This window comes from uncultured Paenalcaligenes sp., from assembly GCF_947630565.1.
In the GTDB taxonomy this organism is placed as follows: domain Bacteria; phylum Pseudomonadota; class Gammaproteobacteria; order Burkholderiales; family Burkholderiaceae_B; genus Paenalcaligenes; species Paenalcaligenes faecalis.
Genome location: NZ_CANRIC010000006.1, coordinates 46,932 through 58,860 on the forward strand (window position 1 = coordinate 46,932; position 11,929 = coordinate 58,860).

The window sequence follows — 11,929 nt, forward strand, 5'->3', positions numbered from 1 at the left end:
CGTGACCCCTTTTATTCAGCCAAAGACCCGCCAGCGGCTTCAATAGCAGCACGGGCACCAGCTGTTGCACGCAAGCCTTTCAATACGACTTTGCGGGACAGCTCGCCGGATTTGATGACTTTAGCGTAACGCACGAGCTGACCAACTACGCCAGCTTGCTTTAATACCTGAATGTCGATTTCCTCAACGTCCAAGCGTTGTAGATCAGACAAACGGATCTCTGCGTGCAAGTGACCACCAGGAGCAGTAAAACCGCGCTTAGGTAGACGACGCTGCAAAGGCATTTGACCGCCTTCAAAGCCAACTTTGTGGTAACCGCCAGAACGAGATTTCTGACCTTTGTGACCACGACCTGCTGTTTTACCGAAACCGGAGCCTGGGCCGCGACCAACGCGGCGGGCAGCGTGTTTAGCGCCATCAGCAGGTTTTAATGTGTTTAATTGCATTTGCGACATGCCGATTCCTTTAGGCTTCCGAAACAGTGACTAAGTAATCCACTTTACGGATCATGCCACGAACTTCGGGAGTGTCAACCAGAACGCGGCTGCTGTTAACACGGCGTAGACCTAGACCACGAACGGTGTCGCGGTGGTCTTGCTTAGTACCGATAACAGAGCGCACGAGTGTAACCTTGATTTGCTTCTGTGCCATGATTTACCCCAGAATCTCTTCAACTGTTTTGCCACGTTTAGCAGCAATCTCAGCCGGTGTGGAGCAAGCGCGCAAGCCGTTTAGCGTTGCACGAACCATGTTGTACGGGTTGCTGGAACCTAGGCTCTTAGCTACGACGTTACGTATACCCATTACTTCGAAGATAGCACGCATTGGACCACCGGCGATCACACCAGTACCTTCTGCGGCTGGAGAGATAAGAACAGTGGAGGCACCGTGCTTACCAACTACGGAGTGATGTAGTGTACCGTCTTTAAGAGCAACTTGGAATAAACCACGACGGGCCTGTTCCATGGCTTTTTGTACAGCAACGGGTACTTCACGGGCTTTACCTTTGCCCATCCCGATACGGCCATCACCATCGCCTACTACTGCTAGTGCAGCGAAGCTCATGGTGCGACCACCCTTGACGACTTTACTGACGCGGTTAACCGCGATCATTTTTTCACGCAGGCCGTCGTCGCGTTCCTGATCGGCATTTTGTCTGCCTTGTGCTTTAGCCATTTGACAATTCCTTAGAATTTCAAGCCGGCTTCACGCGCGGCGTCGGCCAACGCTTTCACGCGGCCATGATAACGGAAGCCCGAACGATCGAAAGCGACTGTTTCGATACCAGCAGCTTTGGCTTTCTCGGCAACACGTTTGCCGATAATTGCAGCTGCCGCAACGTTGCCACCATTGGCCAACTCTTTGCGTAGTTCTGGTTCCACCGAGGAGGCACTGACCAAAATGCGGTCGCCTTCGGGAGAGATGATGTTGGCGTAAATGTGCAGATTGGTGCGGTGTACCGCCAGGCGATGTACGCGTAACTCGGCAATTTTCTTGCGAGTTGCCACTGCACGACGCAAACGAGATTGTTTCTTGTCCATAATTCGTCCTTGCCTGTGCGATTATTTCTTCTTGGTTTCTTTCAAGGCTACATGCTCTTCGGCGTAGCGTACACCTTTACCCTTGTAGGGTTCAGGGCGACGGTAAGCGCGAATTTCAGCAGCACACTGACCAACAACCTGTTTGTCTGCACCGGTCAACAGAATTTCTGTTGGGGTTGGACATTCAGCTGTTACACCAGCGGGCAATTCATGCACGATGTCGTGAGAGTAACCTAATTGGAGCTTAACAGCACTGCCTTGGAGTTGAGCACGGAAACCCACACCAACTAATAATAGTTTGCGTGTGAAACCAGCGCTTACGCCAGTTACCATGTTGTTCACTAAGGAACGTACGGTACCAGACATTGCGTTAGCATGACGGCTGTCATTGGCAGCAACAAAAGTTAACTGACCATCGACTAGCTCGATAGTTACATCGCCAGTCAAAGGCTGAACTAAAGTACCACGAGGGCCTTTAACAGTGATTTGATCTTCTGCGATGGTTGTTTCTACGCCTGTAGGCAGTGCGACTGGGTATTTAGCAATACGTGACATTGTACTTCTCCTTATGCCACGTAGCAGAGGACTTCGCCGCCCACGCCGGTAGCGCGTGCTTTGCGATCAGTCATAACACCATGAGAGGTGGACACGATCGCAACACCTAGGCCGTTCATGACCTGAGGAATGCTGTTGCTGCCTTTGTAGATGCGTAGACCAGGACGCGACACGCGATCGATGCGCTCGATTACGGGTTGTCCAGCGTAATATTTTAGGGTGATTTCCAATACTGGTTTTTTATCGCCAGAAACTTGGAATTCTTCGATATAGCCTTCGTCTTTTAGCACAGCTGCAATAGCAGCTTTAAGCTTCGAGGAGGGCATGGATACCGACTTTTTGCTGACCATTTGTGCGTTACGAACGCGGGTCAACATGTCGGCGATTGGATCGCTCATGCTCATGTGATTTCTCCTACCAGCTAGCCTTGGTCATACCGGGAATTTCGCCACTTAGGGCCATTTCACGGATCTTATGACGAGTTAAACCGAATTGTTTGTAAACACCGCGAGAACGCCCAGTCACAACGCAGCGATTACGCAAACGTGTTGGGTTGGCATTGCGAGGAAGTTGTTGTAGATCCAAGCGTGCCTGATAACGTTCTTCGTCGGACTTAGACTGATCGTCGATAATCGCTTTTAGCGCAGCGCGCTTAGCGGAGTATTTTTCAACCAGTTTTGCGCGTTTTAGATCGCGATTGATGAGTGATAGTTTTGCCACGTCATCGCCCCTTAGTTACGGAACGGGAAGCTGAAAGCGGTTAGTAGCGCTTTGGCTTCTTCGTCGGTCTTGGCAGTAGTGGTAATACTGATGTTCAAACCACGAACTGCGTCAATTTTATCGTATTCAATTTCAGGGAAAATGATTTGCTCTTTTACCCCTAAGTTGAAGTTACCGCGGCCATCAAATGCACGTGCAGGAATACCACGGAAGTCGCGAACGCGTGGTAGAGCCACAGCGATCAAGCGATCTAGGAATTCGTACATACGGCGACCACGCAATGTGACTTTACAGCCAATTGGGTAATCTTCGCGGATTTTAAAACCAGCAATAGCTTTGCGAGTTTTAGTGATGATCGGTTTTTGACCTGCAATCTTTGCCATGTCTTCGGTGGCGTGTTCGATCGCTTTACGATCGGCTACGGCCTCAGACACACCCATGTTTAGGGTGATTTTGGTGATGCGAGGTACCTGCATGATGCTTTCGTAGTTGAACTCTTTTTGTAAGTCAGCTACTACGTTATCACGGTAGAATTTTTGTAAACGTGCCATGATGTCGTCCCTTATGCCTTAGCGCCAACGACTTTACCGTTGGAGCGATATACACGCACTTTGCGGCCGTCAACAACATCAAAACCAACGCGTTCAGCTTTATTGGTTTCGGGGTTAACTAAAGCAATGTTAGAGATGTGAATAGGCATGGTTTTATCTACGATGCCACCTTGTACGCCAGCCATAGGGTTTGGACGAACGTGTTTTTTAGCAACATTAATGCCTTCGACCACAACTAGGTCGCCATTAACATTTAACACGGTGCCACGTCGACGTTTGTCGCGACCGGTAAGTACAATGACTTCGTCGCCTTTACGGATTTTTTGCATATCCCAGGCTCCTTATAGTACTTCGGGTGCCAACGACACGATCTTCATGAACTTTTCGGTACGCAATTCGCGCGTAACCGGTCCGAAGATACGAGTGCCGATGGGTTCGAGTTTTGCATTAAGCAAAACGGCAGCATTGCCACCAAATTTAATCAACGAACCGTCTTTACGGCGAACACCTTTGGCAGTACGAACTACCACAGCGTTGTAAATTTCGCCCTTTTTGACGCGTCCGCGCGGGGCCGCTTCTTTAACAGTGACTTTAATAATGTCACCGATAGCGGCATAACGGCGCTTGGAGCCACCTAACACCTTGATGCACATTACGGAGCGCGCACCAGTGTTATCGGCCACATCCAGCGTGGTCTGCATTTGAATCATGATTTTTCCTGTTCCAACTTAACTGCACAACCTGGTACGACATATATCTACCAAGCAACGCAACCAGTTTTGGTCCCGTCAGATTCGACGTTGTAACCACACCAATTAGTTGTAGTAGCCTTGCGCCGAACCCTGGGTTGAAATCTTGCGAGAAACAAAACGTGTGTTTTAATTTACTTGTTTGTCTAGTAAAAACTATTTTTAAATCAAGTAAGCCACCTATTTTAGCAAATTAAATAGATTAAGCAAGCTTAAAAACACTTATTCTGCACCTATGCCGTATTCCTGCAACATTTGACGTGTAGTTGCTGAAAGTTCGGCGCTATTACCCAGTAGCACAAAAGTAACCCCCGCCTGTTTGGCGATATCTAAAGCGCTGCGGAGCATAATATTACCACCTGTTTTTTGCGTGATTTCAAGTAACTCTGAAACCTGTGTGCGTAAATAAGCGGCTTTGTACATAGTTAAATCCAGAAGTACACGGGGCAAACTGAGCGCCCTACGCACACCTAGCTTAACGTGATATTCATCTACCATCACCCCAAAGGATGATACGGCCACCGGCTCACTAACTAATGAGTACGCGTCTAACTCTATATATAGTCGTTGTGTGTTTTCTAGGCCAGCTATAGCAAACTGTTTTGCGACTTGCTCGCTAAAACTATCCTGAGTAATGGAAGAGAGCGAAACACGCATAATCAAACGCTCAGAAGGATGCTTCGCCAACCAGTCTAAGGCAAGCTCGAATGCTCTTAGGTCACAGACACCAGATAAACCCAATCGTGTTGCAACCGGCATAAACTGATAGCCTAACAGCAGATCATTTTGTGTAGGAGTAGACTGTAACTGTAACGTCGCCTCGTGCCACTGTTGCTGTTTAAAGGCCGTTGTCTGCAAGTGCAGGCTAAACCGATTATGGATTAGCCCCTCTTGAATAATTGCCCGCCACTGTGTCTCTCCCCCTTTAGGTTGATCTGCACTGTCAGCAACCTGATCACTCGTTAACTGCTCGACCAAGTTATGCCCTGCACTTTCGGCACGCATCAACGCCTGATCCAATCGACCTAACACATGAGCTAAAAACTGACCGGACTTAAAGTCGGTTTGCGCCATCGCCCAACGACAAAAGGCACCATCAGAAAATTGAATCCGTTGCTGACGTAAAATAGTCTGGACCTCTTTGACGAGTTGCTGCATAACTGCAGCCTCAACATCCGTACCCAAGATCACAAAATCAGATCCATTTAAACGAGCTAAGGTAAACTGACTTGGCTCTGAGCCATAACGCTGCAATACGACTTGTAGCTGCTCACTGAGACTACGCAACCACTCATCTACATTCGATCTGGCCATAATACGGTTAATTTCAGCTAAATCACGCTGTCTAAACAAAAATAGCCAACCTCCCTTAGATTGGGCGTTTTCCAACTGTCTTCGTAGCTCGTTGACAAAGTATTTACGGTTAACCAAACCAGTGACAGCATCTTGATTCAACTCAATTTCTAAAGACTCAATTTTGGCATGCTGCTCTTCGGTTGTGAGTAATATACTTTCTCGAGCAGAAGCGATGGCCTGCGTGACTTCGGACAGCTCAGAAAAGGTGGATTTTTTATGCGACTTATGAGTTGACTGTACTGAACTGGGGTCATGGTGGGTTAAGGCTTTGAGCTGCAAGGTCACATCATCATGTAACATTCGACGTAGCCAACGTATCAAAAACAAAACAAACACCGCCCAAACCACTCCGGCCCCTAACACCCAGACCACCAAACGGGTAAAACTATGCCATAACGTATCACGAGCATAAGTCGCATCGGCCTGCAAGTACACCTGCCCAACCTGACGCCAGCCATCACTGACCTGAGCGGCACTCTCGGCAACCAGTACGGGCAACAGACGAGTGAACCACTGGGGAGCATCCCCCTTAGAGTCGCCCTCTGTCTGACGATTGAGTAGTGAAACCCCTGCGGGATCATGTAGCGCAATCCGGCTAAACTGCCCCGAATCAAACTGAGCCATAATAATTAACTCTTGTGTCACCGGGTCCTGATTAGAAGGCTGAGACAAGGTAAGTGCCAATGACGTCGCTGCGGAGTCAGTCTGGGCTTGTAGCTGAGTATTTAAATAACTACGCGCAGAGTCTACACTCAGCCAAAGCGTTCCGCCTAAAATAATCAAAATAGCCAGACTGACACTAAGAAGTAGCTGTTTTAATAATGACATGGTTTTATGACCTTATGGTTTAGGGCGTAAAGCCCTCATTGCGCATTTTATCTAAAAGGCCTCGCCAACGACTAATGCGATCAACAGAGCTAGGCGCGCTACCACTGACGTAGACACCTTCAGAGTTAAAACTAAAAACGGGAGTTAAATCAGGACGCTGACTGGCTGGGCGTATCAATCCCGTTAAATTATCTAACAGTAAAGGTTCTGCATTGGGCTGCGGATAATAACCCAATACCATGTGAGCAATGCTGCTTCCTGCTACATTAGCACGCACATAAATCAGCCGTAGTTTATCAGCAGGCACACCCAAGCGTATTAGGGAAAAATATTTACCTATGACGTAATCTTCACAGTCTGCCTGCGCTCGGCCTAAGGTTTCTAAAGGGGAGGCCCAATAATCTTCCACGCCCCAAATATCAATGTCTTCACCACCTAGAGCAATTCTATTCCAGAAGCTGTTAATTTCTTTCAACTGCTGCTCTTCGGGCAGACTTTGTAGACTCACCATTTTAGTGAGCCATTTATCCACATTTTGCACACCCTTCGCGCCGTATTTGCGCTGGGCGGTTTGTTTGATTTGTTGTTCGTTAAGATCTAATGCACTGGCTAAAGGCACAAGCAAAAAAGCGATGAGCAGCAGCAGGGCTGTCATCGTCTTGAGGATTGGGCGTTTAAATAGTTGCATAGAAAACAGTTAAAAAAACCACACAGCCTTGTATATTACTATAGTTGGCTGGGTGGTTTTAGGAAGGTTAACAGATTAGAGGGGAAAGATTAGATATCGCTGCCGTTGATATTAATCTTACCGCTTTCGATCATATTTTTAATCATGTCATCGGAAGTACCGCCATCGGTTAAGTCTGATAAGGCAACGTCTTTTAGAGTAACGGTTTGCTTAGTAACCCCGTCTTGACCTTTAACATCAATCACCGTATCAGCACCACTTTCTTTAATACTGAGGAACTCAGTGATATCAGCATTCTCATCAACATCACTTAGTAAGGCAGAGAAGTCCAACTTATCTCCACCATTAGCATCTCCCTCTTTACCAGTACCAAAGTTAAGAATGGTATCCGTACCTGTATGTCCTTCTCCCCAAACGAAGATGTCATCATTCTCAGTTCCCACCAGATCTTCAAAGCCTGAGTCTTTCTCACTGAAAACCTTATTTAAAACTGAACTGTCCATCGTTTTTTCATTTTCACCTAAGAACATCATAGGCTCAACAGCAGGGGCAAAATTAATGTCATTACCATCAACGACAGCATTTACTGGCTTGACAAAGAACCCAGCATCACTCGCATTGCCACTACCCTTAGCATCAAAAGCCACATACATGAACTCAGCGCCATCTTTAGCGGTAACGGTAACGTGACCAGTAGCTGATCCATTACCATCACTCTTTATTTGAAACGTTGCCTCAGATACGGTACTTGATAATTTCAGGACTAAAGTTTCATTACTATCAAGACCTTGGCTATCAGACTTACCCCCATTTCCATTGTTTAGATTTCCATGAATACCAAAGCCTTCTTTTTGTATCGTCACCCTTTGGCTCGGACTATCAAGCTTAAGCTCAGGATTTCCGTTTTGTATGTTTCCCTTGTTGAAAAAGTCATTCCCATTAAAACCATGGTGAGATGCAATTTCAATTGACTTCTCAGGTGAGGAATTCTCTTCGCTAGCATCATTGCTAATACCGCTATCATCACCTTTAACAAAACCCGTTACTACCTCAGAGTTTACAAAATCAGAGCTCACACCATCTTGGGCGGTAGCAGTCACTTCAACTGTTAGATCCTGATCTACCGGTAAGGTAACAGTAACACCCTCTATCTTTATCCCTCTAACCACCCCATCTATTTCAGTAGGTGTGACGGTATAACCTTGATTACTCTGTAGCGGCAACTCATAATAATCAAAGCCTTCCGTATCACCCTTTCTTGGGGCAAGCAAAGTACCATGAGAAATCTCAGCGCCTTTAGGCACGCCAACCACCACAGCAGTGATGCTTTCAGAGCCATCGGTATCGCCGGTAGTAGCTGTGATGGCTACGGGGTAGGTCGATTTGCTAGGTACGGTGTAAGAAATCTCATGAATAACGTAATCATCATCCTTACCCGGGGAAGTAAACTCTACGCGACCAATTTCCTGTCCTGGAAACTCATCAGAGATTTTGTGGATTGGATCAATTTTATCAGTCTGCCCCTTAATAGTACGGCTACCTAGCTCATTACCAGCCTTATCGAACACCGTATATTTGGCATCCTCATTAGCAGCTAACCAAGAAAACTTAACCGCTAGGTCAGTCACAGGCTTGTCAAAAGTAATTACTATTTTTTCATTGGAGTCTATTTCAGCTTTTGCTTCACTATTATTATCCGCATTCGCTTTCCCTGCGACGCCAAAGCCATTCACTTCACCCTTCGCTACGCTTTCATCAAACTCAATAATCGAAAGCTCAGCAGACTTCCACTCACTATCAGCAGACTTCCTATTCATGGCTTCGATTTTGAAATTCTGAAGCTTGTTGCCCACATTTATTGTGCTGACATCTATTTTCTGCACCTGACCTTCAGGCGTACCGATCTCTACCGTTGCCACAGGAATGTCTGTGACGGCTTTGATGGTAATAGACGTAGTGTAATCCTCGGTAAAGTTACCATTGCCATTGCTCACGCTGAAAGTAAACTCACCACTATCGCTGGTATCAAGATGGGGTTTGAAAATCACATTGCCATTTTTAACACCCGCAATATCAACGATGTCCCCTTTACTCAACTGAACAAAAACCTTACCGGTGCTATCATCAGTGTATTCAGCCTTATCATTCATTGCCCCTTCATATTGTGTTTTAACAATATAAAGCCCACCGTTTTGTGGCATATCACCGAATTTAATTTGGGCTACATTTTTGTTATCATCACCAAAATCATCTGGCTTTAAAACGTAATCGATATCTTCAGTAACATTGATGTTGTCATCACTAGCTTCTGCAGTGAGATGGCCTTTTATAGATACAGAACTCTGATCATAATTCACCGCCTCAAAGTTACCTTTAACATCAGTTACCGTGGCCGTTAAATCAACAGTACCATCGGTTCTCACGGTAACGGTCGCTTTCCCCCTTTCATCAAGAGTAACCAAGGCGCCAAATACTTCTTTGCCGGTGGAGTCTTTGATCTCCACGTACGCTGTTGGCGTATTACCTGCTGCTATCCAATCTGGGTCAGGAGCATGAGATGTTTCAATCTGAAAGGCCACTTCGTTACTGCCCACAATGGTGGTGCTATCGCCATCCAAAATCTCTTGATATTTAATGGAGTGAATGAGGTAATCACTGCCTTGGCCCTCAGCGCTAAATATGGCTTTGTTAAAAGCCACATCACTCGCTGGCTTAAAGGTGTAAACCAGGTCCACATCATCCGTGCCACCTTGAACAGCCTCACTGTGTTTTAACACACCTTTTTCATCAAAATACTCCACAACAGCCTCTGTATTTGTGCCACCTCCTTTCACCAGAGCATGTCCTACAAAGGTCTCGCCATCGTAAAAATCCACGCGGGCTGTTTCACCGTTATGGCGCCATGCAAAAGCCACATCTAAAGTGCTAATGTGATTAGCAAAATCAACTTCTATGGACTCACTTAGCCATCCGCCCTTACCATCGCTAACAACACCTATCTCACTGGTGTGACCGCTGTGCACTTTATCTGTTTGGCCTATATGTCCTAGCTCATCCTTACTCAATACGCCAAAGCCTGAAGGACTACTATGCGTAGAAATCTTAGCATCCTTACCATCCGGGTCTTTAGCCTTAACGGTAAATCCAGCATTATTTTCTAAATTGTCCTTGTTGACTACTGTTTCAGTGGTTTCGGCTGCTTTAATGGTGACTCCAACTGGGTCAACATCATCATTAATAATAATTGCTGCTTCACCCTTGATAGTGATATTGCCACTTTCAGGCTCTTGAGCTGTAACGGTAATTTCCTCTTTGGTCTCGCCCTGCTTGTAATAATCATCCTTTCGAGAGGTTTCAACAGCAACAGTTACTGAGGACTCACCTGCAGAAATAGTGACTTCCTGAGTTTTTCCGGTGGTTTCATTTTTCAAACTTAAAGTGATGTCGTTGCTAGCTGGCTTGTCTAGTTTAATGGTTACTTGACCCATAACCACATCACCGGTGGATGTTCCGGTTTTAATCTCACTCACCTCACTACCAGTGATAGTGATGGTAATTTCTTCACCATCGGAGTCACTGTCGGAGTCAGCATCGGCATCTGCATCAGCATCAGCATCGGCATCGGCATCCGCATCGGCATCAGCATCCGCATCAGCATCAGCATCGGCGTCGGCGTCGGCATCGGCATCGGCATCCGCATCGGCGTCAGCATCAGCATCGGCGTCCGCATCAGCATCCGCATCAGCATCAGCATCCGCATCCGCATCAGCATCCGCGTCAGCGTCGGCATCGGCATCAGCATCCGCATCAGCATCCGCGTCGGCATCAGCATCCGCATCCGCGTCGGCATCAGCATCCGCATCGGCGTCGGCATCGGCATCGGCGTCGGCATCCGCATCCGCGTCCGCATCCGCATCGGCATCAGCATCGGCGTCCGCATCGGCATCCGCGTCCGCATCCGCGTCAGCATCCGCATCGGCGTCCGCATCGGCATCGGCGTCAGCATCCGCATCGGCGTCAGCATCAGCATCAGCATCAGCATCAGCATCAGCATCAGCATCGGCATCCGCATCGGCGTCAGCGTCAGCGTCCGCATCAGCATCAGCATCAGCATCGGCATCGGCATCGGCATCAGCATCAGCGTCAGCATCCGCATCGGCGTCCGCATCCGCATCGGCGTCAGCATCCGCATCGGCATCAGCATCAGCATCCGCATCAGCATCAGCATCAGCATCAGCGTCGGCGTCCGCATCCGCATCCGCATCGGCATCGCTGTCGTCTATATCTTCATTAGGATCAAAAATATCGTCTGGGTCAAAAGGCGTGTTTTCAGCATCAGCTGCAGCTAAAGCGTCTGGCGTTGTACCACCTAATATCTGCGTTTCAGGAAACTCAACAGTAGGACTAGGATAAGCAAGAGCTAAAGGAGTAGTAGGCTCTACGATGGACATAAGACGAGTAAAACTACTACCACCCGCGCCATCTCCACCGCCTGCAGTACCACCCGCGACCGCAGCAGTAGCCTCAAGCTCATCAAAAATATCCCCACCTTCTTCAAGCGCGGCTAAAACTCTGGCTACATCAGGATCTACAGGCTGACTACCATCTACTGCAGCACCAAAGGCATCTACATTGACATCAAACACATCAGGAGCCAGCGCAAACTCACGACCTTCACCAATCGTGAACTCAGGCATATCATCAGCAGCTAGTACAACCCTAGCACCGCTTTCTGTAATGATTTCAGCATTTTCTGGGATTTCCATACCCTGACGGATTTGAGTTCTGCTGCCATCAGCATTCACAACCCATGCCGTACCAACCACTTCGTTAACTAAGACTGTAGCCATTTTTGATTCCTGATGTGTTTTGCAAATATTTTTATATGGATTGAATGTAGCAAAAAGTATAAAAAAAACCTATTGGCGGTGCGGCCAATAG

The 11,929-nt window shown here is 47.4% G+C and carries 13 protein-coding genes; all 13 read right to left on the minus strand.

Going from position 1 to position 11,929, the window contains the following annotated elements; all coding sequences use genetic code 11:
* Positions 1-11: 11 nt before the first annotated feature.
* A complete protein-coding gene (gene rplO / locus Q0Z62_RS02440) occupies positions 12-455 on the minus strand; it encodes a 50S ribosomal protein L15 (RefSeq protein ID WP_269901025.1) in 444 nt (147 codons plus the stop codon).
* Positions 456-465: 10 nt separating this feature from the next.
* Positions 466-651, minus strand: coding sequence for a 50S ribosomal protein L30 (gene rpmD, locus Q0Z62_RS02445; protein WP_135864109.1), 186 nt, complete (start codon positions 649-651; stop codon positions 466-468).
* Positions 652-654: 3 nt separating this feature from the next.
* Positions 655-1,176: a 30S ribosomal protein S5 gene (gene rpsE, locus Q0Z62_RS02450; protein WP_269901024.1), complete on the minus strand. Its 522-nt coding sequence runs from the start codon at positions 1,174-1,176 to the stop codon at positions 655-657.
* An 11-nt stretch (positions 1,177-1,187) separates the two neighbouring features.
* Positions 1,188-1,541, minus strand: a complete 354-nt coding sequence (rplR, locus tag Q0Z62_RS02455; RefSeq protein ID WP_269901023.1) for a 50S ribosomal protein L18 — start codon at positions 1,539-1,541, stop codon at positions 1,188-1,190.
* Between the two features lie 21 nt (positions 1,542-1,562).
* Positions 1,563-2,096, minus strand: a complete 534-nt coding sequence (gene rplF / locus Q0Z62_RS02460; protein ID WP_298050503.1) for a 50S ribosomal protein L6 — start codon at positions 2,094-2,096, stop codon at positions 1,563-1,565.
* 11 nt (positions 2,097-2,107) lie between these two features.
* The gene (rpsH, locus tag Q0Z62_RS02465; RefSeq protein ID WP_269901021.1) at positions 2,108-2,500 is read right to left on the minus strand and encodes a 30S ribosomal protein S8; all 393 of its coding nucleotides are present in this window, start codon (positions 2,498-2,500) and stop codon (positions 2,108-2,110) included.
* A 10-nt stretch (positions 2,501-2,510) separates the two neighbouring features.
* Positions 2,511-2,816, minus strand: coding sequence for a 30S ribosomal protein S14 (gene rpsN / locus Q0Z62_RS02470; RefSeq protein ID WP_269901020.1), 306 nt, complete (start codon positions 2,814-2,816; stop codon positions 2,511-2,513).
* 11 nt (positions 2,817-2,827) lie between these two features.
* Positions 2,828-3,367 (minus strand): 50S ribosomal protein L5, encoded by a 540-nt coding sequence (gene rplE / locus Q0Z62_RS02475; protein ID WP_269901019.1) that lies wholly within the window; start codon positions 3,365-3,367, stop codon positions 2,828-2,830.
* Positions 3,368-3,378: 11 nt separating this feature from the next.
* The gene (rplX, locus tag Q0Z62_RS02480; RefSeq protein ID WP_269901018.1) at positions 3,379-3,696 is read right to left on the minus strand and encodes a 50S ribosomal protein L24; all 318 of its coding nucleotides are present in this window, start codon (positions 3,694-3,696) and stop codon (positions 3,379-3,381) included.
* A 12-nt stretch (positions 3,697-3,708) separates the two neighbouring features.
* Entirely contained in the window at positions 3,709-4,077 is a 369-nt protein-coding gene (gene rplN, locus Q0Z62_RS02485) for a 50S ribosomal protein L14 (protein WP_269901017.1), read from the minus strand.
* A 261-nt stretch (positions 4,078-4,338) separates the two neighbouring features.
* Complete coding sequence (locus Q0Z62_RS02490) at positions 4,339-6,300, minus strand: LapD/MoxY N-terminal periplasmic domain-containing protein (protein ID WP_298050507.1); 1,962 nt, start codon at positions 6,298-6,300, stop codon at positions 4,339-4,341.
* A 19-nt stretch (positions 6,301-6,319) separates the two neighbouring features.
* The gene (locus Q0Z62_RS02495; protein WP_298050509.1) at positions 6,320-6,988 is read right to left on the minus strand and encodes a transglutaminase-like cysteine peptidase; all 669 of its coding nucleotides are present in this window, start codon (positions 6,986-6,988) and stop codon (positions 6,320-6,322) included.
* 89 nt (positions 6,989-7,077) lie between these two features.
* Complete coding sequence (locus tag Q0Z62_RS02500) at positions 7,078-11,838, minus strand: retention module-containing protein (protein ID WP_298050511.1); 4,761 nt, start codon at positions 11,836-11,838, stop codon at positions 7,078-7,080.
* Positions 11,839-11,929 lie beyond the last annotated feature (91 nt).